The sequence below is a fragment of the Pseudomonas sp. RIT357 genome, assembly GCF_000632245.1.
Classification (GTDB): Bacteria; Pseudomonadota; Gammaproteobacteria; order Pseudomonadales; family Pseudomonadaceae; genus Aquipseudomonas; species Aquipseudomonas sivasensis.
Genome location: NZ_JFYX01000023.1, coordinates 247,028 through 267,787, shown reverse-complemented (window position 1 = coordinate 267,787; position 20,760 = coordinate 247,028). Strand labels below are relative to the sequence as shown.

General features: G+C 59.8%; 19 protein-coding genes. 8 read left to right on the top strand and 11 right to left on the bottom strand.

Annotated elements, in window-relative coordinates:
- Window positions 1-21: 21 nt before the first annotated feature.
- The gene (locus BW43_RS11390) at window positions 22-2,211 is read left to right on the top strand and encodes a patatin-like phospholipase family protein (RefSeq protein ID WP_032887834.1); all 2,190 of its coding nucleotides are present in this window, start codon (window positions 22-24) and stop codon (window positions 2,209-2,211) included.
- 101 nt (window positions 2,212-2,312) lie between these two features.
- On the opposite strand, the gene BW43_RS11395 is transcribed toward BW43_RS11390, so the two are convergent.
- Window positions 2,313-2,747 carry a MarR family transcriptional regulator gene (locus BW43_RS11395; protein WP_032887832.1) on the bottom strand — a complete coding sequence of 145 codons (435 nt, stop codon included), beginning with the start codon at window positions 2,745-2,747 and terminating at the stop codon, window positions 2,313-2,315.
- A gap of 121 nt (window positions 2,748-2,868) precedes the next feature.
- Window positions 2,869-4,995 (bottom strand): DNA helicase RecQ, encoded by a 2,127-nt coding sequence (gene recQ / locus BW43_RS11400; RefSeq protein WP_032887830.1) that lies wholly within the window; start codon window positions 4,993-4,995, stop codon window positions 2,869-2,871.
- A 279-nt stretch (window positions 4,996-5,274) separates the two neighbouring features.
- Here recQ and BW43_RS11405 point away from each other — a divergent pair, with 279 nt between their 5' ends.
- The 3 genes from BW43_RS11405 (at window position 5,275) to BW43_RS11415 (ending at window position 9,857) form a co-directional block, all read left to right on the top strand.
- Window positions 5,275-5,862, top strand: coding sequence for a YecA family protein (locus BW43_RS11405; protein ID WP_032887828.1), 588 nt, complete (start codon window positions 5,275-5,277; stop codon window positions 5,860-5,862).
- 20 nt (window positions 5,863-5,882) lie between these two features.
- Window positions 5,883-6,266: a YbaN family protein gene (locus BW43_RS11410; protein ID WP_032887826.1), complete on the top strand. Its 384-nt coding sequence runs from the start codon at window positions 5,883-5,885 to the stop codon at window positions 6,264-6,266.
- Between the two features lie 120 nt (window positions 6,267-6,386).
- Complete coding sequence (locus BW43_RS11415) at window positions 6,387-9,857, top strand: PAS domain-containing hybrid sensor histidine kinase/response regulator (protein ID WP_032887824.1); 3,471 nt, start codon at window positions 6,387-6,389, stop codon at window positions 9,855-9,857.
- A 33-nt stretch (window positions 9,858-9,890) separates the two neighbouring features.
- Here the strand turns inward: BW43_RS11415 and rmuC are convergent, their stop codons facing one another.
- Both rmuC and BW43_RS11425 read right to left on the bottom strand, forming a co-directional pair.
- Window positions 9,891-11,369: a DNA recombination protein RmuC gene (gene rmuC / locus BW43_RS11420; protein ID WP_032887823.1), complete on the bottom strand. Its 1,479-nt coding sequence runs from the start codon at window positions 11,367-11,369 to the stop codon at window positions 9,891-9,893.
- A gap of 61 nt (window positions 11,370-11,430) precedes the next feature.
- On the bottom strand, window positions 11,431-11,754 hold the full coding sequence (locus BW43_RS11425; RefSeq protein ID WP_032887821.1) for a hypothetical protein: 324 nt from the start codon (window positions 11,752-11,754) through the stop codon (window positions 11,431-11,433).
- 456 nt (window positions 11,755-12,210) lie between these two features.
- Here BW43_RS11425 and BW43_RS11430 point away from each other — a divergent pair, with 456 nt between their 5' ends.
- The 4 genes from BW43_RS11430 (at window position 12,211) to BW43_RS11445 (ending at window position 15,373) form a co-directional block, all read left to right on the top strand.
- Window positions 12,211-12,516 (top strand): hypothetical protein, encoded by a 306-nt coding sequence (locus BW43_RS11430; RefSeq protein WP_032887819.1) that lies wholly within the window; start codon window positions 12,211-12,213, stop codon window positions 12,514-12,516.
- Between the two features lie 444 nt (window positions 12,517-12,960).
- Entirely contained in the window at window positions 12,961-13,185 is a 225-nt protein-coding gene (locus BW43_RS11435; RefSeq protein ID WP_003175353.1) for a hypothetical protein, read from the top strand.
- 281 nt (window positions 13,186-13,466) lie between these two features.
- On the top strand, window positions 13,467-13,949 hold the full coding sequence (locus tag BW43_RS11440; RefSeq protein WP_032887818.1) for a hypothetical protein: 483 nt from the start codon (window positions 13,467-13,469) through the stop codon (window positions 13,947-13,949).
- 146 nt (window positions 13,950-14,095) lie between these two features.
- Window positions 14,096-15,373, top strand: a complete 1,278-nt coding sequence (locus BW43_RS11445; protein WP_032887816.1) for an OmpP1/FadL family transporter — start codon at window positions 14,096-14,098, stop codon at window positions 15,371-15,373.
- Between the two features lie 65 nt (window positions 15,374-15,438).
- Here BW43_RS11445 and BW43_RS11450 read toward each other — a convergent pair whose 3' ends face one another.
- The 7 genes from BW43_RS11450 to cobU all read right to left on the bottom strand — a co-directional run bounded on the left by BW43_RS11450 (window position 15,439) and on the right by cobU (window position 20,728).
- Window positions 15,439-15,990 (bottom strand): glutathione peroxidase, encoded by a 552-nt coding sequence (locus BW43_RS11450; protein ID WP_032887814.1) that lies wholly within the window; start codon window positions 15,988-15,990, stop codon window positions 15,439-15,441.
- Between the two features lie 151 nt (window positions 15,991-16,141).
- Window positions 16,142-17,341, bottom strand: a complete 1,200-nt coding sequence (locus tag BW43_RS11455; protein WP_163033221.1) for an MFS transporter — start codon at window positions 17,339-17,341, stop codon at window positions 16,142-16,144.
- 63 nt (window positions 17,342-17,404) lie between these two features.
- Complete coding sequence (locus tag BW43_RS11460; RefSeq protein ID WP_032887810.1) at window positions 17,405-17,809, bottom strand: MarR family winged helix-turn-helix transcriptional regulator; 405 nt, start codon at window positions 17,807-17,809, stop codon at window positions 17,405-17,407.
- A 42-nt stretch (window positions 17,810-17,851) separates the two neighbouring features.
- Entirely contained in the window at window positions 17,852-18,580 is a 729-nt protein-coding gene (locus BW43_RS11465; RefSeq protein ID WP_032887808.1) for an adenosylcobinamide-GDP ribazoletransferase, read from the bottom strand.
- 2 nt (window positions 18,581-18,582) lie between these two features.
- Window positions 18,583-19,158, bottom strand: a complete 576-nt coding sequence (gene cobC, locus BW43_RS11470) for an alpha-ribazole phosphatase family protein (protein ID WP_032887806.1) — start codon at window positions 19,156-19,158, stop codon at window positions 18,583-18,585.
- The gene (gene cobT / locus BW43_RS11475; protein ID WP_032887805.1) at window positions 19,155-20,210 is read right to left on the bottom strand and encodes a nicotinate-nucleotide--dimethylbenzimidazole phosphoribosyltransferase; all 1,056 of its coding nucleotides are present in this window, start codon (window positions 20,208-20,210) and stop codon (window positions 19,155-19,157) included. Before cobT ends, cobC begins: the two co-directional genes overlap by 4 nt.
- Window positions 20,207-20,728, bottom strand: a complete 522-nt coding sequence (gene cobU, locus BW43_RS11480) for a bifunctional adenosylcobinamide kinase/adenosylcobinamide-phosphate guanylyltransferase (protein ID WP_032887802.1) — start codon at window positions 20,726-20,728, stop codon at window positions 20,207-20,209. The genes cobT and cobU overlap by 4 nt, the downstream gene beginning before the upstream one ends.
- Window positions 20,729-20,760: the final 32 nt, after the last annotated feature.

Here is a 20,760-nt window from a genome sequence, read left to right as displayed (position 1 = left end):
CGCCCAGCCCTGAGATTCCTGATGCGCCGCCTGCTGTCCTGCCTGTTTCTGTGCCTCGTCCCCTTGCTTGCCGACGCCGTTGAACCACCCCGACCAAAAATCGGCCTGGTGCTGTCCGGCGGTGCCGCCCGCGGCCTGGCGCACATTGGCGTGCTCAAGGCCCTGGAGGAACAGGGCATCCATATCGACGCCATTGCCGGCACCAGCATGGGCGCGGTGATTGGTGGGTTATACGCCTCGGGCTACAAGATCGACGAGCTGGAAAAGCTCGCCCTGAGCATCGACTGGCAGCAGGCGTTATCCGACGCGCCGCCGCGTGAAGACGTGCCGTTTCGGCGCAAGCAGGATGACCGGGATTTCCTGGTCAAGCAGAAGCTCAGCTTCCGCGATGACGGCAGCCTCGGCCTGCCCCTGGGCGTGATCCAGGGCCAGAATCTGGCGCTGCTGCTGGAAAGCATGTTCGCCCACAGCAGCGACACGCGTAATTTCGACAAGCTGCCGATCCCCTTTCGCGCCGTGGCCACCGACATCACCACCGGCGAAAAAGTAGTGTTCCGCAAGGGCCACCTGCCCCAGGTAATCCGCGCCAGTATGTCGATCCCGGCGGTGTTCGCCCCTGTGGAGCTGGATGGCCGGCTGCTGGTGGATGGCGGCATGACCGATAACATCCCATTGGATGTGGCGCGTGAGATGGGCGTGGACATCGCCATCGTGGTCGACATCGGCACCCCGCTGCGCTCACGCAAGCAACTCGCGACCGTGGTAGATGTACTCAACCAGTCCATCACCCTGATGACCCGGCGTAACTCAGAAGAACAGCTTAAGGCCCTCAATCCCAAGGACGTACTGATCCAGCCGCCACTGTCCGCCTTTGGCGTGACCGATTTCGGCCGCGCCAAAGACATGATCGACGCCGGCTACCGCGCCACCCGCGCCCTCGACCTGCGCCTGGCCCATTTGCGCCCCGCCGAACCGGTTGACCCCGAACTGGTGGCCGCGCGGACTCCGGGCGAGCGGACTCCGGTGATCACCGCGATCAAGCTGGAGAACGACTCGAAAGTCAGCGACGACGTGATCCGCTACTACATCCGCCAACCGTTGGGCGAACCGTTGGAGCTTGGCCGTCTGCAAACCGACATGGGCACGTTGTACGGCCTGGATTACTTCGAGCAGGTGCAATACCGCGTGGTGAAAAAAGGCCACGACAACACCTTGGTGATCAGCGCGCGGGGCAAGCGCAGCGGCACCGACTACCTGCGCCTGGGCTTGAACCTGTCGGACGATATGCGCGGCGACAGCGCCTTCAACCTCGGCGCGAGCTACCGCATGAACGGCATCAATCGCCTCGGCGCCGAGTGGCTGACCCGCGTGCAGATCGGTGATCGGCAGGAGTTGTACAGCGAGTTCTATCAACCGATGGACGCTGGCTCGCGCTACTTCATCGCGCCCTATCTCAGCGCCCAGGCGCAGAACGTCGAGCTGATTCTGGACAACGACCCCATCTCCGAATACCGCCTGGAACGCTATGGTTTCGGCCTGAACGTGGGGCGGCAGATCGGCAACAGCGGCGAGATCCGCTTCGGTGTCGGCGAGGCCTGGGGCAAGGCGGATGTGCGCATTGGCGACCGCGACCTGCCGAGTGTGAGCTTCAGCGAAGGTTTCTATGAACTGAAGTACTCCTTCGACACCCTGGATAACGTGTACTTCCCGCACACCGGTGAGGACATCGGCCTAGCCTACCGCGAGTTCGAACCGGGACTGGGTTCGGACCAGCGCTATCGACAATGGGAATTCAAGCTGGACAAGGCCATGAGCCATGGCCCGGACACACTGGTGCTGGGCGGCCGGTATGGGCGCACCCTGGATGATTCCGATGTGGTGATTTCCAGCTTCCTGCTGGGCGGTGCACGACAGTTGTCAGGCTTCCGCCAGGATGCGATTTCCGGGCAGAACATCAGCCTGATGCGCGCGGTGTACTACCGCCGACTGACGCCGCGCTCGTACTTACCGTTGGATTTCCCGTTGTACCTGGGCGCGTCTCTGGAGCGGGGCCGGGCATGGAACAACGACAATGAGTTCGACAGCGGTTATATAAACGCTGCGAGTATTTTTCTGGGGTTTGATACACCGTTGGGGCCGCTGAATTTCAGCTACGGGTTCAACGATGATAATCAGAAGGCGGTGTACCTGAACCTGGGGCAGACGTTCTGAGACAACGCTGAATCAGTGTTGGAGCGGCTAATTGTGGTGAACGGGCTTGCCCCGCTCACCGCAGCAAGCCCCCCACACGTTGATCTTCACTGCACTTGGGTTCAGGACTTTTCCAGATTCGCCAGGATGTGCCCGTGCACGCGCATGCACACGCTCAAATCCGCTTCATCCACGCCCACGAACAGCTCGTGACGCAACTCAGTGGCGATGGTTTCAATCTGTTCGATCAGCGGCCGCGCGGTGTCACACAGCAGAATGCGCTTGGCGCGGCGGTCTTCAACCACTGCCTGGCGTTGCACCAGGCCCTGGCCTTCGAGACTGTCGAGCAAGCGAGCCAGGGTCGGCCCTTCTACGCCAACGCTTTGCGCCAGCTCACGCTGAGTGGGAGCTTCTTCAAAACGGGCCAAGTGCAGCAGCACCAGCCAGCGCGCCTGGGACAAGCCCAGCCCCGCCAAACGGCGGTCTAGCTCGGCGCGCCAACCTCGGGACATTTGCGCCAGCTGCATGCCAAATCGGTGTTGATCGGTTAACGGCATAAAAAACTCATGGGTTAGACTGAAAATAAAGTGTGGCTAATTATTAGCCAGCTAAGCATGAGCCATGCCACTAGGCAAGAGTTGCTATGAACTGAATCGTTACATTGTCGTAATTGGCACACTAAATTTCGAATTCAGACTGCAAAGCGGCCCGCACGCAGTACAAAACACCCTCTGGAACACGTCCTGTGAACAGTGGCGCAATCTCGGCTACCGGTGGCAGTTCGCCTTCTCCGTCGAGAAATGCATCCTGGATTTCACCGAGCAAATCTTCCGGCAAATCAAGGGCCTGCTCCAGGGACAACTGCTGCTTGCCAATGGATTCAGCAAGCAGGGTGTAGACGTTTTTCTCCGAGCATTGCAGTTGGCCCGCGATCTGGATCGGCGTCATGCCAGCGCGCGCCAGGCTGATCAGCTCGTGCCGAATGTCGGCGATTTCCTTCGGTGCTTCGGCCTGGCCGCCGAGCACTTCGAGGAACGCCTGGCCATAGCGCTCCAGTTTGCGTGCACCGACGCCGCTGACCCGCGCCATCTCGGCCATGGTGGTGGGCTGCTCGCGCAGCATCTCCAGCAAGGTGGAGTCGGGAAAAATAACGTAAGGCGGCACACTGTGTTCCTGTGCCAATTTGCGCCGCAGGGTGCGCAAGGCTTCCCACTGCTCGCGCTCCTCGCCTCGCACGAGCTGGCTGGCCTGGCTGGTGCTGGTCTTGGCAGTGGTTTGCGGTTTGAGGTCGCGACGCAGTTCCAGGCTGACCTCGCCCTTGAGCAGCGGGCGGCAACTGTCATTCAGACGCAGGCCGCCGTAGCCTTCAATGTCGATATCCACCAGGCCGCGCGCGACCATCTGGCGGAACAGCGAACGCCACTCGCCCTCAGCGCGGGCTTTACCGACGCCGTAGACCGAGAGTTTTTCGTGACCGAAGCTGCGGACTTTTTCGTTGTCCTTACCCAGCAACACATCCACCAGATGGCCCACACCGTAACGCTGACCGGTGCGGTAGATGGTCGACAACGCCTGGCGTGCGGGCTCGGTAGCGTCCCAGGTCTGCACGCCATCGATGCAGTTATCACAATGGCCGCAAGGCTCCGGCATGTCTTCGTCGAAATACGCCAGCAAGGTCTGACGGCGGCAGCGAGTCTCTTCACACAACGAGAGCATGGCGTCGAGTTTGTGCTGCTCCAAGCGCTTGTGCCGTTCATCGCCTTCGGAGTTCTGCAACATCTGCTTGAGCATCACCACGTCCTGCAGGCCGTAGACCATCCACGCATCCGCCGGCAAACCATCACGGCCAGCACGCCCGGTCTCCTGGTAGTAAGCCTCAAGGGATTTTGGCAGGTCCATATGGGCGACAAAACGCACGTTGGATTTATCGATGCCCATGCCGAACGCGATGGTCGCCACCATGATCAGGCCTTCCTCGTTGAGGAAGCGCTTCTGGTGAGCGGAGCGCGTTTCATTAGGTAGACCGGCGTGGTACGGCAGCGCCGGGTAGCCTTGCTCGCAGAGGAACGCGGCCACCTCATCGACCTTCTTGCGCGACAGGCAATAGACAATGCCCGCGTCGCTGCGCCGTTCAGAGAGGAACGCGAGCAACTGCTTGCGCGGCTGCTCCTTGGGCACGATGCGGTAGAAAATATTCGGTCGGTCGAAACTCGACAGGAAACGCTCGGCGTTCTGCAGGTGCAGGCGCTCGACGATTTCTTCGCGGGTGCGCTTGTCGGCGGTGGCGGTCAGGGCGATGCGCGGAACGTCCGGGAACAGCTCCGCCAGTTGACCCAGCTGCAAATATTCGCGGCGGAAATCGTGCCCCCATTGGGATACACAGTGAGCTTCGTCGATGGCGAACAGGGCAATTTCCAGGCTCTGCAAAAACGCCAGCATGCGCGGCTGCACCAGGCGTTCGGGGGCCAGGTAGAGCATTTTCACTTCACCGCGCTTGATGCGTGCGGCCAGGTCACGCTGCTGCTCGGCACTGAGGGTGGAATTCAAGGCGGCGGCGGCGACACCAAGTTCTTCCAGGGTCGCCACTTGGTCGTCCATCAATGCAATCAACGGCGACACCACCACGGCCAGCCCGTTGCGCAACAATGCAGGCACCTGGAAACACAACGACTTGCCGCCGCCGGTAGGCATCAGTACCAGGGCGTCACCGCCTTTGGCCACGCGCTCAATGATCGCACCCTGGCGGCCACGAAAGCTGTCGTAGCCGAAGATGTCCTTGAGGACGCGTTGAGCCTGATCGAGCATGTATAACTCCAACAAAATAGTGCCGAAATCCCTCTGTACAGGCTGGTCGAAAAAATCCGACCTCACGGAAAATAATCCGTAAGTGGAGTTTTCTCGACCTGGCGCTTGGCCTGCTGGGGCATCACAAAACGCGGCAGTATACCCGAGCACCATCCGGCAAAGGGCGCCGCTGACGAATTGCAGCCCGTCTCTAAAACCGGGCAAATCTGCATGCCGACTGGCTTGGGCGCGCAAGAACGCCTAGAATTCAGCATCGTTTATTCCCAAGGTAGTCCTTCAATGTCCTTCGCTGAGCAACTAACCCGCCTGCAAGCCTTCCTCGACGCCGATGAGCTGCATGACGAGGCGCTGGACTATGTGGCCGCCCACGGCTACCTGACCGCCCTTTCGATCTGCTCCGACGTCGTTCCCGACCGTGAATGGATTGACGCGCTATTCGCTGAAGAGCCTCATTACGCAGACGACGCCCAGCGCGAAGAAATCGAATCCACCCTGCTGGCCCTCAAGGCCCACATCGCTCGCCAACTGGCCTCCGATGAGGAATTCGAACTGCCATGCGAGCTGGACCTGGGCGAAGATCCGGACGACTCCGACCTGCGCGGCTGGTGCATCGGTTTCATGGAAGGCGTGTTCCTGCGTGAAGCTGCCTGGTTCGAAACCGCCGAGGAAGAAGTCAGCGAAATGCTGCTGCCGATCATGGTCGGTTCGGGGCTGTTTGAAGAAGAAGCTGAGTTTTCCGACATCGCCGCCGACGCCAACCTGATGGACGACATGATCGTACAGATCCCGGAAGCCCTGACCGCCCTGTACCTGCTGTGCAACGCCCCAGACGAAAAACCGGCGATCCTCAAGCCTCGTCACCACTGAGTCCCTTGCCCGTGACACCCATGGGCAATCGCTCGCTCCTCCTGCGTTACGTGCTGCTGGCCATCGGCTGGTTAAGCGTAGCGCTGGGGGTAATCGGCATTTTCCTACCGGTATTGCCGACCACGCCTTTCCTCCTGCTCGCCGCCGCCTGCTTCGCTCGAAGCTCCCCGCGTTTCTACCAGTGGCTGGTGGAACATCCGCGCCTGGGCCCCTGGATTCGCGATTATCTGGACGGCAATGGCATCCCACTCAAGGGTAAGGTCTACGCCATTGGCTTGATGTGGCTGAGCATCGGCCTCTCGTGCTACTTGGTGCCGCTGCCGTGGGCACGCGGGTTCATGCTGACCAGTGCGGTACTGGTCACGATCTACATCCTGCGCCAGAAAACCCTGCCACCGCGCTAAGTGCCGCCCTGCGACATTAGATCCCACACGACCTTGGTCGACACTGACTAACCTCAGCCATCATGCGAGACTGTCCAACCGGGGCAGGAATACCCGGGTGTTTCTATGCTCGGAGTTACCATGACGCTGTCCAGCGGGCTGATTGCAGCCGTTGCCCTGGCCTATATGGCCATTATGTTTGCCATTGCCTTCTACGGTGACCGCCGTCGCGCGCCATTGCCGCCGCGCGTGCGCGCCTGGGTGTACAGCCTGTCTCTGGCGGTGTATTGCACCAGTTGGACGTTCTTCGGCGCCGTAGGCCAAGCCGCCGAACAGTTGTGGGCGTTTTTACCGATCTACCTGGGACCGGTGCTGTTGCTTGTGTTGGCACCCTGGGTGCTGCAGAAGATGATTCTGATCAGCAAACAGGAAAACATCACCTCCATCGCAGACTTCATTGCCGCGCGCTACGGCAAATCCCAGTCCCTGGCAGTGGTGGTCGCGCTGATCTGCCTGGTGGGCGTGCTGCCCTATATCGCCCTGCAACTCAAAGGCATCGTGCTGGGGGTGAACCTGCTGATCGGCGCGGGCGCCGATACCACCGGCACGCGGGCCCAGGACACGGCACTGATCGTGTCCCTGGTCCTGGCGCTGTTCACCATCGTGTTTGGTACGCGCAACCTCGACGCCACGGAGCACCACCGTGGCATGGTGCTGGCGATTGCGTTTGAATCCCTGGTCAAGCTGTTCGCTTTTCTTGCAGTGGGCGCGTTCGTGACCTACGGCCTTTACGACGGTTTCGGCGACCTGTTCAGCCAGGCAATGCTCGCGCCACGCTTGGAGGAATACTGGAAGGAGACCGTCAACTGGCCGTCAATGGTGGTGCAGACCGGCGTAGCGATGATGGCGATCATCTGCTTGCCCCGACAGTTTCATGTGACGGTGGTAGAGAACATCGACCCGCAGGACCTGCGCGTAGCCAAGTGGGTATTCCCCGCCTACCTGATCCTCGCCGCTCTGTTCGTCATCCCCATCGCTCTCGGCGGCAAGATGCTGCTGCCCGGCTCCGTATTGCCGGACTCCTACGTGATCAGCCTGCCCATGGCCGAAGCCCATCCGGCGTTGGCGGTGCTGGCATTTATCGGCGGCGCCTCTGCGGCCACCGGCATGGTAATCGTGGCGAGCATCGCACTGTCGACCATGGTCTCCAACGACATGTTGCTGCCGTGGCTGTTGCGCCGTTCCAGCGCAGAGCGCCCGTTCGAGGTGTTCCGCCACTGGATGCTCTCGGTGCGCCGGGTCAGCATTGTGATCATTTTGCTGTTGGCTTACGTGAGTTACCGCTTACTGGGTTCTACGGCAAGCCTGGCAACTATCGGACAGATCGCTTTTGCCGCCGTGACCCAGCTCGCCCCGGCCATGCTTGGTGCGCTGTATTGGAAGCAGGCCAACCGCCGCGGTGTGTTTGCCGGCCTGGCGGCGGGTACATTCCTGTGGTTCTACACATTGGTCCTACCCGTAACGGCGAAAAGCCTGGGCTGGTCCCTCAGCCTTTTCCCTGGGCTGACGTGGATGCATTCCCACCCGTTGGGTTTATCCGTCACCTCGCTGACCCTGGGCACGGTGTTCTCCCTGGCGGGTAACTTCACGCTGTTTGTGTGGGTGTCGATGCTGTCGCGCACGCGGGTGTCGGAGCACTGGCAAGCCGGGCGTTTTATCGGCCAGGAAATCAGCCAACGCGCCAACGCCCGCTCAATGCTGTCGGTACAGATCAGCGACCTCCTCAGCCTGGCGGCACGTTTTGTTGGTGAAGAACGTGCCCAGCAGAGCTTTATCCGCTTTGCCTACCGCCAGGGCAAAGGCTTCAACCCCAATCAGAATGCCGATAACGACTGGATCGCCCACACCGAACGCCTGTTGGCCGGTGTGCTCGGCGCCTCTTCGACGCGTGCGGTGGTAAAAGCTGCGATTGAAGGGCGGGAAATGCAGCTGGAGGACGTAGTACGCATCGCCGATGAAGCGTCGGAAGTGCTGCAGTTCAACCGCGCGCTGCTGCAAGGTGCTATCGAAAACATTACCCAGGGCATCAGCGTCGTCGACCAGTCGCTCAAGCTGGTGGCCTGGAATCGACGCTACTTGGAACTGTTCAACTACCCCGACGGGCTGATCAGCGTCGGCCGGCCAATCGCCGACATCATCCGCTACAACGCCGAGCGAGGGCTTTGCGGCCCGGGCGAGGCCGAAGTGCATGTGGCGCGACGCCTGCACTGGATGCGCCAGGGCCGCGCGCACACCTCCGAGCGTTTGTTCCCGAATGGACGGGTGATTGAGCTGATTGGCAACCCGATGCCCGGTGGTGGATTTGTCATGAGCTTCACTGACATCACCGCGTTCCGCGAAGCCGAGCAGGCGCTCACCGAAGCGAACGAGGGCCTTGAGCAGCGGGTGACCGAACGTACCCATGAACTGTCGCAGCTCAATGTGGCGCTCACCGATGCCAAAGGCGTGGCCGAATCCGCCAGCCAGTCGAAGACACGCTTTCTCGCAGCCGTCAGTCATGACCTGATGCAACCATTGAACGCCGCCCGCCTGTTCTCAGCCGCCCTCTCCCACCAGAACGACGGCCTGTCCAGCGAAGCCCGGCAACTGGTGCAGCACTTGGACAGTTCGCTGCGCTCCGCCGAAGACCTGATCAGCGACCTGCTGGATATCTCGCGCCTGGAAAACGGCAAGATCAATCCGCAACGCCAACCCTTTGTGCTCAACGAGCTGTTCGACACTTTGGGCGCGGAATTCAAGGCACTGGCCCAGGAGCAAGGTTTGCGCTTCCGCCTGCGCGGTAGTCGCCTGCGGGTCGACAGCGACATCAAGCTGCTGCGACGAATCCTGCAGAATTTCCTGACCAACGCTTTCCGTTATGCCGACGGCCCGGTGCTGCTTGGCGTACGCCGGCGCAAGGGCGAGTTGTGCCTGGAGGTGTGGGACAGAGGCCCCGGTATTCCGCAGGATAAACAGAAGGTGATCTTCGAAGAGTTCAAGCGCCTGGACAGCCATCAGACCCGCGCCGAGAAAGGCCTGGGCCTGGGCCTCGCGATTGCCGACGGCCTGTGCCGGGTGCTGGGCCATCGTCTGAGCGTGCGCTCGTGGCCGGGCAAAGGCAGCGTGTTCAGCGTGCGCGTGCCACTGGCGCGCAACCAGGCCAGCCCGCAGCCCAAGCCGACAGCGGATAACGGCCAGCCATTGAGCGGCGCGCAAGTGCTGTGCGTGGATAACGAAGAAAGCATCCTGATCGGCATGCGCAGCCTGCTGACGCGCTGGGGGTGCGAAGTGTGGACCGCCACCGACCAGGCGCAGTGCGCGGCGTTGTTAGCCGAAGGGGTGCGGCCGCAACTGGCGCTGGTGGATTACCACTTGGATCATGGAGAAACCGGCACTGAATTGATGGGTTGGCTGCGCGCGCAGTTGGCGGAGCCTATTCCCGGTGTGGTCATCAGTGCCGACGGCCGTCCGGAGATGGTTGCCGAGGTGCATGCGGCTGGCTTGGACTATCTGGCCAAGCCGGTGAAGCCGGCGGCGTTGCGGGCGTTGCTGAGTCGACACTTACCTCTATAAACCGGATGCGCCCCCCCACATTTAGCGCTGCGTTTATTCGGGAAGGTGTGCGACGCCGTCTGAATCGGTCATCGCCCGCTCCAGCAAATCCGCCGGCAGGCTTTTGCTCGCGCGAGCACCCAGCAGCCTTAATTGCTCGGTGCGGCTGACCAGATTTCCGCGTCCATCTGTCAGCTTGTTTCGCGCGGCGCTGTAGGCCTTATCCAACTGCTGAAGACGGTTGCCCACTTCGTCCAGGTCTTGGATAAACAGCACAAACTTGTCATACAGCCAACCAGCGCGCTCGGCGATTTCCCGGGCGTTCTGGCTTTGGCGTTCCTGCTTCCACAGGCTATCGATCACCCGCAGTGTCGCAAGCAAGGTCGTAGGGCTGACGATCACGATATGGCGGTCGAAGGCCTCTTGAAACAGATTCGGCTCGGCCTGCAACGCAGCGGAAAACGCCGCTTCGATCGGCACGAACAGCAAGACGAAATCCAGGCTGTGCAGGCCTTCCAGGCGCTTATAGTCCTTGCCGGCCAAGCCTTTGACGTGATTGCGCAGCGACAGCACGTGCTGTTTCAGCGCCGCTTGGCCAATCACTTCATCATCAGCCGCAACGTACTGTTGATACGCCGTCAGGCTGACCTTGGAATCCACCACCACCTGCTTGTCGCCAGGCAACATGATCAGCACATCCGGCTGAAAGCGTTCGCCGTCCGGCCCTTTGAGGCTGACCTGGGTCTGGTACTCGCGCCCCTTCTCCAGTCCCGCATGTTCCAGCACGCGCTCAAGGATCAGTTCGCCCCAGTTGCCCTGGGTTTTCTGGCCCTTGAGGGCGCGGGTCAGGTTGGTGGCTTCGTCTGACAGACGCAGGTTCAGTTGCTGTAAGCGCTCAAGCTCCCTGGCCAGGGAAAAACGCTCACGCGCCTCGTTCTGATAGCTCTCTTCCACACGCTTTTCGAAGGACTGTATGCGTTCCTTCAACGGATCGAGCAACTGTCCGAGGCGTTCCTGGCTGGTTTCAGCAAAGCGCTGTTCACGCTCGTCGAAGATCTTGCCGGCCAATTCGGCGAACTGCGCGCGCAGCTCATCTCGCGAGCCTTGCAGGTCAGTCAGACGCTGTTGATGGCTGTCCTGTTGCTCACGCAGTTCGGCGCGCAAGCCGGCCGCCAGGGCGTCGAGGCGCCGTAATTCGGTGTCTTTTGCGCTGCGGTCGAGGTTCCAGGCGTGGGCGGCGTCGCGGGCGTTATCACGGTCGATCTGCAGCAGTTCGACTTCGCGGCGCACAGCGGCGAGGTCGGCCTGCTTGGCGGCGTTGGCCTGGCTCAGGTCGCTGATTTCATCGCGGCTGGCATCCAGTTGCGCGGCGAGGCCTTCCTGGGCCAGTTGCGCAGTGGCCAGGCGCTCTTCAAGCAATTCCCAGCCAGTGGTGCGCGCGGTCAACCGCCGCTGGAGCTGCCAGCACACGGCCAACAACGGCACTGCAGCGCCTGCAAGGCCCAGGGCAATACTGGTCCAGTCAAAAGCCATAGCCATTTCTGCCATCACCGAAAAGGAGCAAGGTTAACCAAGCATAGGGCGGGAAGACAGCTCAGTCTTCGACCTGGCCCAGTTCGCGTTGGGCGCGCAGGTCACCGGCACGGGCGGCCATGCGCAGCAGGTCGTGACCGATACGGCGGTCGCGGGCATTGCCGCATTCACGGCACATCAATTGGCCCAAGCGGCTTTGTGCGGCGACGACGCCTTCACGAGCCGGCTGCTTGAGCAAGCGTCCGGCGAAGTGTTTGACGTTGCTGCTGTGTCCCAGGCGCGGGCTGTCGAGCAACCACAGGGCCACTTTCAATGAGAAGCGCTTGGGTGCGGTAACAGTCTGTAGGGTGTCGGTAACAGAAGGTGATACTGAGCGAAACTTCATAAAGCACTGTGGGACAGAACGGAAGGCGCGCCACTCTACTCTTTTTTTCGTACAGGTAAAGCTCAAAAAACCGTGCACGCCCGTGCTAGAGCAAGCGCTTGGGACAATCCACAGAAGCTGTGGATAACTCAGTGGACAACCTACCTTAAACTCGCGCAAAGGCCCATGGAGCGGGGCTCGCAGTCAAACTGACGATTTTTTCACCAATAAAAAAAAGCCAGATTTTTCATTGACTTAAATTTCCATTACAGGCAAATGGCGAGGCTGCGATGCGATGGACAGCCTGGTTACACCTGCCGCAACCAATGTGCACAAGTACCGATCCGATGGTTATATCCCCGGCTTTTTTTGGAGCGACTGCCTTCAAAAACGTTACCGCGAAGCCAATTGGGGACTTTTCAAATCTTTACCGGCTCTCCACACTGCCCGACGGGCAACGCAATGCGGACTAGGTCGATGAAAGGAATTCTGTTATTCGCTGTGCTGTTACTGGCCATCTGCGCCATCTCATTGTGGATTAATGCCGCGCTGCCATCGCCAGATGGCGCGCTGTTCGCCATCGCTATCTTGCTGTCGGCCGCTTTCACGGCCATAAGCCTGTGCATCGAGCTCGGCGAAGGCCGCATCAACGATATGCGCGATGTGATGAAGGTCGTTGAGACCGGCCAATCACTGCGCCTGACCTTAGCCGCCTATGGGCTGGGCTGTTCGATGGCCGCAGCTATCACCGTACTGGTCTACCGCAGCCTGCTGGCTGGCTGATTGAAGTTTTTTTGGTAACACACTTCCATTACCTGTTTCATTCCGTTACTATCCGCGGCGTTAGTACCAAGCTGAAAGTCAATTCTGGTCGAACAACTCCCCTGAACAACACGGGATCGACCACCTCGAAGGTTTCCAGGTATCACTTGCGACGACATTGCCTTTGAACAAGCAAAGGGTGTCGCGAAGTTTCCATACTCTGACCGAACCAACCTGCAAATTGATCAGGATCTTCACCCTGGGCCCAGAACCTTTGCCCCTGTTGTGCTGCCTGCCCTCCTAAGTACCTACCTGCCAGCCCAAGCGCGCCTAACTTATTAGCGCTTCAAACTGGCTGCTTTGTTCCAGTCAGGTTCTTCGTTTGATCAATGGTGATCAACGTTACTGGAACGTTTTAACGTTGCACGGCTCTTAATCCGTGTCATTTGTAGGAACACCAATAATATGAACGCTCAAATCCATACTCAGGATGCCATTCGCACCCTCACTAATGCTTTTGCCCCAATGAACTGCCTGATCATGGCCGCTCGCAAAGGCTGCTTCAGCTTCACACTGGTCAACGAACACGGCATCGCTCGTCACAGCGAACGCCTGTACCCCGATCAATACTCCAGCGCAGAACCGCTGCAGGCCGTGATCGAGCGTACCCGTCAGGCACTGGTTGCCTGATCGACCCGAGTCGCTGAAACACAAAAAACCCTGTTTAAAACACAGGGTTTTTTATTGCCTGCGATTCCTGAATTGCGAAGTTTTACTAAGTTCAAATCGATATAAACATTATAACTGGTTGAATAAGATGTTTTAAAAACAGACCTTTACATCGTGAATATGACACTACACTTCAACTCAAGCGGCGTGATCCGCTTCCGGCGAGCCTGAGATCCGATCCACTGCTGCCAAGCCCCCTCCTTCTCAGGTCTCGTCGACCACTTTCACGGATTGAGGCTTGTATGGGTATCGCTGCCAGTGAATTGTGTCGTTATGTAATCCGGCCGACGCTGATGTACCTCGACCGACAGAGCCCAACGGCAGAGTCTCTGCTCCTGGGTATCGCGGCGAGCCAGTCGGAATTGGGTTCCGCCTTGCACGATCGACGCGGTCACGGCCTGTACAGCATCACCGAACCCCGTCATCGCGCTTTGTGGGACACCTACCTGGCACTTGACCCCGAGCGTGCCAGCCTGGTGCGCGGGCTGGCCAGCCAACACGCCTTTCTCAGCGCCCCACAATTGGAACTCACTGTAAACCTGCGTTACGCCACCGCCATCGCATGGCTTCTGGTGGAACAACACAGCCCTGCCCTGCCTCCATCCGGTGACGTTTTAGCGATGGCACGTATCTGGAAAGAAATATTTCATCCGCAAGGAAGGCTGCGAGATTTCACCCAAACCTGGCAAACCTGTGTTTCACCCATGAATCACGTGGCCTGCTGACCGGGCAATTTGCAAGATTCGCCAAAAACGCTGAATTTTGGTCGGATTGTCCTACAAAAACGCTCTATCTCCGACATTACAACCTATAGCGCGATGTTAATTTTATTGGTACTTTCCGCAGCGGTGATCACCACGGAGTTCTAATAATGAAAAAAGTAATGCTCAAGACCACACTTAGCCTCGCCGTTGCCATGGCATCCTCCCAACTGTTCGCAAGCGGCTTTGCACTGAACGAACAAAGCGTGAGCGGGATGGGTACGGGTTTCGCAGGTCGCTCCTCTTCTGCCGATGATGCAAGCACTGTTTACGGTAACCCTGCCGGTATGGCTCGCCTGAATGGCCAGCAGATCACGGGCGGTGTTGCTGCCATTGATGCTTCGTCCAACATCAAGGACACGGGCGGCGCCTCCAGCGGCTCGAACAAAGGTGACATGGTACCGTTCACCGCCGTGCCATTCGGTTTCTACACCAACAAACTTGACGATCAGTGGGCCATCGGCTTCGGTGTGTATGCACCGTTCGGCCTGGTGACCGACTATGAAAACGGCTTCCAGGGCCGTGGTTTCGGCAGCAAGAGTGAAGTGAAGGTCATGACCTTCCAGCCAACTGTCAGCTACGCGTTCAACGATCGTGTGTCGATCGGCTTTGGTCCAACGATCAACCGGATTTCCGGCGTGCTGGAATCGGACAAGACCTTGTCCCCTGCATTCTCCGATACCAATGTCAAAATCAAGGGCGACGATACCGCGCTGGGCTTCAATGTCGGCGTACTGGTACAAGCCACCGATACCACCCGAGTCGGCCTGACCTACCACTCCAAAGTGAAGTACAAGCTTGAGGGTCACACGACCGTCAGCGGCCCGGCAGCCACCCAAGGGTTCCTGCGTAACAACCGCTACGACGCATCGTTGAAAATTGAAACGCCAGAATCCTACGATCTGTCGGTCACTCAAGACCTGACCGATGCCTGGAAACTGTATGGCGGTGCAACCTGGACCCGCTGGAGCCGCCTGAAAGAAATCACTGTTAACAACGAAGGCGTGACCGGTACAAACGGCGGCATCCTGGCCCCGAGCCGAATCAGCAACATTACTGAAGAACAAAACTGGCATGACACCTGGGCGTACGCCGTAGGTACTTCGTACCAGTTGACCAAACAGGTCGTGCTGCGTACCGGCCTGACCTTCGACCAGTCGCCAACCAACAACACCGACCGTTCGCCACGTATTCCTACTGGCGACCGTACGATCTTCAGTGTTGGCTTGGGCTACAAAGTGATGGATAACATGACGGTAGACCTGGCTTATTCCTACCTCAAGGAAGAAGACGTCAAGGTCAATAACACTGCGGCGCCGTCGAGCTATCGCGCCAAGTACGAAAACAGTGCCAACGGTTTCGGCCTGGGCATGACCTACACCTTCTGATTCAGGCAGGTGTAAAAAAGCCCCGCTCTCCTGCAAAGGAGGCGGGGCTTTTCATTGGGCGCGGATCAGGGTTTAGACGCTATCGCCTGCTCCACCGCCTTGATCAGCTCCGGGCTGTCCGGCTTGGTCAGGCTGGAAAAATCGGCAATCACCTTACCCTGGCGATCCACCACGTACTTGTAGAAATTCCACTTCGGCGCGTTGCTCTGCTGTGCCAACACCTTGAACAGGTTCACTGCATCAGGGCCCTTGACCTTCTGCGGCTCGGTCATGGTGAAGGTCACGCCGTAGTTCACGTAGCAGACCTTGGCGGTCTCCTCGCCGGTCTTGGCTTCCTGCTTGAAGTCATCGGACGGCACGCCGATCACTTCCAGCCCTTGATCCTTGTAGCGTTGATACAAGGCTTCGAGGCCTTTGAACTGCGGGGCGAATCCGCAAAAGCTTGCGGTGTTGACGATAACCAAAGGCTTGCCGGCAAAGCGCTGGCACAGGTCGATGGATTCCTTGGCGCGCAGTTTGGGCAATTGGCCTTCAAGCAAAGGTGGGCAATCAGCAGCCAACGCCACACCGCCAAAAGCCGCCATCAGCACAGGTACAGCCAGCCAGCGCATCTGCATGTCGAAACGTCCTTTCAAGAGTTCAGGGATCGAACTTAACAGATCGACATACCCAGTTGCATCAATGCCAGCCCGCCGCGCTGCCAGCCCCACCATGCCAGCACCAGCAGGATGAGCCCCGCAATAATCAATAAACCCTGTGCTTTCAGGCTCATGCCGCCTCCATTTGCGCCTGTAGACGCGCCACCGGCCGCTCGCGTACCGGCCAATTGAGGGCGGCTGCGAGCAGGCTCAACACAATGGCACCTTGCCAGATCAAATCGTAGTTGCCGGTTCGATCATAGACCACCCCGCCCAACCAACCGCCGAGGAACGAACCAATCTGATGGAACAAGAACACAATCCCACCGAGCATCGAAAGATTTCGCACGCCAAACAAGGTGGCTACGGTGCCGTTGGTCAGCGGCACCGTGGACAACCACAGCAAGCCCATCGCCATGCCGAACAGGTAGGCGCTGAGTTGGGTCACCGGCGCCCACAGGAACAGCACAATCACCACCGCTCGCAACAGGTACAACCCGGTCAGCAGACGCGGCTTGGACATACGCCCACCCAGCCAACCGGCGGTGTAGGTACCGACGATATTGAACAGGCCAATCAATGCCAGCACGGTGGTGCCTGTGGTGGCCGGCAAGTGCTGATCCACCAGGTAGGCCGGCAGGTGCACACCGATAAACACCACCTGGAAACCACAGACGAAAAAGCCAAAGGCCAGCAGCCAGAATCCGGAGTGTCCGCAGGCTTCGTGCAATGCCTCGCGCAAGGTCTGCTGCCCGGCCAGTACCGGCAGCGGCTGATCCTTGAGCATGCTGACCAGCGGCAAGATCAACGCCACCATCAGGCCCAACGCAAGCAGTGCTGCGGACCAGCCCAGCCAACTGATCAAGCCTAAGGTGCCGGGCACCATAGCGAACTGGCCGAATGAACCTGCGGCGCTGGCAATACCCATGGCCATGCTGCGTTTTTCCGGCGCCACGGCACGGCCGACGACCCCAAGAATCACCGAAAACGAGGTTCCAGAGAGGCCGATACCAATCAGCAGACCGGCACTCAGCGAAAGCGACCACGCGGAATCGGACAGGCCCATCAACACGAGGCCCACGGCGTACAGCACTCCACCTACAAATACCACTTTGGTCGCGCCGAATCGGTCGGCCACCGCCCCCGCAAATGGCTGCGCCAGGCCCCAGATCAGATTCTGCAGCGCAATCGCCAAGGCGAACGTGCCTCGACCCCAGCCGAATTCACTGCTCATTGGCGCAAGGAACAGGCCGAAACCGTGCCGCACCCCCAATGACAACGCCAGGATCAGCGCACTCCCCACTAGGATCCAACCACTGGTGCGCCACATCGAGGTCATTTCTTATTCTCCGCTCGCGGGTATATACCCGCTTATGTTCGAACAAGCTCGCCTTCAGGCGAGCTCATCCAGCAAGGCCAACAAGGTTTCGCGTTTATCCGCGCCGAGTTGATCGATCAATTTCTGTTGCGCTGCTTCCCAGGCTGGCAAGGCCGCAGCCAGCCGTTCTGCACCCGCCTCGGTCAGCAGCACCAGGCGATTTCGCAGGTCATTGCCCTCGACCAACTGGACCAATCCTTCGCACTCCAACACCCGGAGATTGCGCCCCAAGGTGCTGCGGTCCAGCCCCATGGCGTCCGCCAGGCTGGAAATGCTCGGCTGATCAAGGCGCTGCAGGTTACACAGCAAAGAATACTGGGCAACGTTGATCCCGAAGCCGTCGAGGGCGCCGTCGTAGTGCCTGCTGACGCCACGGGCGGCGCGTCGCAGGTTGGTGCATAAACATTGGGAGGCAAGCATGGAACGTGTATATACCCGCGATTATTGAAATGCAAGAAAGTGTTACAGCGCCAGACCGACCAATACAGCGACTTCCAGCAGCTCCAACAAGGCCCCAGCGGTGTCGCCGGTGGTGCCGCCGAGGCGATTGACCATCAACTGGCGCAGACCAATGAAGCAGATCGCCGCGAGCAGCACCGCGCCCCCACCACTGACACCCCCGATGAGAATGCAGGCCAGACCACTGAGGATCAGCACCTGTTGGCCGACCAGCCGAGGTAAATGATCCGACAATGCCTGACCCAATCCGCCTGCACGCACATAACGAGTGGTCAGAAACAATGCCAGCATCGAGGCCCGCCCGATCAGCGGTGCCAAAATAAGCGCAGCGCCGTTGTGTTGCTCAATCAAGGCCACCAGTGCAGTGAACTTGAGCAGCAACACCAAGCCCAGGGTGACCACCGCAATCGGTCCACTGCGGGGGTCTTTCATGATGGTCAGGGTGCGCTCACGGTCGCCAAAACCACCGAGCCAGGCGTCCGCGCTGTCCGCGAGGCCATCCAAGTGCAACCCGCCACTGAGCAGCACCCAGGCCGTCAGCAGCAGCGCGGCATGCAGCAACAATGGCGCCCCCATCAACGCCGTATTCAGCCCCCACAACAGCAACCCGAACAGCAGCCCGACTACCGGATAAAACAGCAACGAGCGCCCCAACTCCTGCGGCTGCGGCATGCCCGGCAAGCGAATCGGCAGGCTGCTGAGAAATTGCAGGGCAATCCAGAACGGCAGCATCGTCAGATTCCTTCCTTCAACACGCCATCGGCAGCGACCTGCAAGCTGAACAGCCCACCATGGCCGACTTCGACATTCAGCAACTGCTCGCGGGGCAAGCCTCGGGCCTGGGCCAATAGCAAACGCATCACCCCGCCATGACTGACTAACAGCACGCGCTCACCAGCATAGGCCTGATGCAAGCGTGAGACGGCGCTCAAAACACGTTCGGAAAATTCCCTGACCGGCTCACCCTCAGGTGGCGTGAAGCTATAGGGATCGGCCCAGAACAGGCCCAAGCCTTCGGCGTCGGTTTCCATCAACGCCGCCGCGCTCTGTCCTTCCCAAGCGCCGAAGTGCAGCTCTTGCAGGTCCTTTTCCAAGCTCACCGGCACCTTCAGCCGCGCCGCCAACTCATCAGCGAAGCGCGCGCAGCGTTGCAGCGGCGAACTGATGAGCCGGTCCCAAGGCCCCTGCGCTATGACGGCGGCGCGCATCTGCTCCCAGCCTTTGGCGGTCAAGGCGTCATCCAGGCTGCCACGCAGGCCGCCGCCCAGCTCGGTTTCGCCGTGGCGCAGCAGGTCCAGGTGCAAAATCATGCCGGACGGTCTGCCACGGCCGCTTCAGCAAAGGTCGCCATCTGCCCGTGCAGCGCACACGCCAGGCGCAACAACGGTACCGCCAACGCGGCGCCGCTGCCTTCGCCCAGGCGCAAGCCGAGTTCGAGCAACGGTTGTGCATCAAGGCTTTGCAGCACATGACGATGACCCGGTTCAGCGCCCCGATGGCCGAACAACAGCCAATCGCGGCAGTCCGAATTCAGACGCGTGGCCACCAGTGCGGCGACCGTGCAGATAAACCCATCCACCAGCACCACCACGCCTTCTTGGGCGCACGCCAGATAAGCTCCCACCAATGCAGCAATCTCAAAGCCGCCCAGGTTGAACAGGGTGTGCAGTGCGTCACCACGCTGCCCGGCATGCAACGCCAACGCGCGTTCGATCACGGCAACCTTGTGGCTCACCCCTTCAGCGTTCAACCCTGTACCCGGGCCGGTCAGATCGCTGACGCGGCAATCGAGCAACGCGCACGCCAACGCACTGGCAGCGGTGGTGTTGCCGATGCCCATTTCGCCGCCGATAAACAACTGCGCACCGCTTTCACGGGCACGCAGCACGCTATCGCGACCCGCCTGCAATGCCAATTGCCCCTGAGCCACGGTCATTGCCGGGCCCTTGACGAAGTTGGCGGTGCCCGCACCGATATTCAGGTGACGCACGCCCGGCAGGCTCAGCGACGGGTTCACCGTACCGAGGTCGACCACCTCCAACTGCCCATCCAATTGCCGCGCCAGTACGCTGATGGCCGCACCACCGGTGACAAAGTTATGCAGCATCTGCCCGGTCACTTCCTGGGGATACGCCGATACACCTTCGGCAACCACGCCGTGATCCCCGGCAAAAATCGCAATCCACACGTGATCAACCGACGGTTTGACCTGGCCCTGCAAGCCAGCCAATTGCACGGCCAGCGCTTCCAACTGACCGAGGGAACCGGTCGGCTTGGTCAATTGCTGCTGGCGCGCCAGGGCCTGTTCGTACGCCGAGGCGTCAATCGCCTTACAAGGGTTGAGCCACCAGGTGTCAGTCATAACGCAATACCTTTCAAAGTCAGGGGCAGGCCGGCAACCGTCAGGACAACACGCTGACACCGCTCGGCCAAAGCTTGATGCAGCCAACCGGCTTCATCCACATAGCGGCGAGTCAATTCGCCCAGCGGCACGACACCCATTCCGGTCTCGTTGCTGACAAAAATGATTTCCCCCGGCAGCGTGGCCAGGGTTTCCAGCAATTGATCGCGCTCAAACACCAAGCGCTCTGCGTCTTCGAGCATCAGCAGATTGGTCAGCCACAGGGTCAGGCAATCCACCAGCAAGCAGCGACCGGGTGCGGCGTTTTCGCGTAGCACACGCGCCAGCTCGACAGGCTCTTCGATCAAACCCCAATGATCAGGGCGACGCTCGCGATGCGAGGCAATGCGGGCATTCATCTCGCCGTCAAGCGGCTGACTGGTGGCGATATAGATGACGGGCAAAGCGCTGTCGCTGGCGAGCTTTTCGGCCAGGCGGCTTTTACCGGAACGAGCGCCGCCTAAAATCAGTTGAAGCATGAGACACCCCCTACCCATTCACCCATCCACGA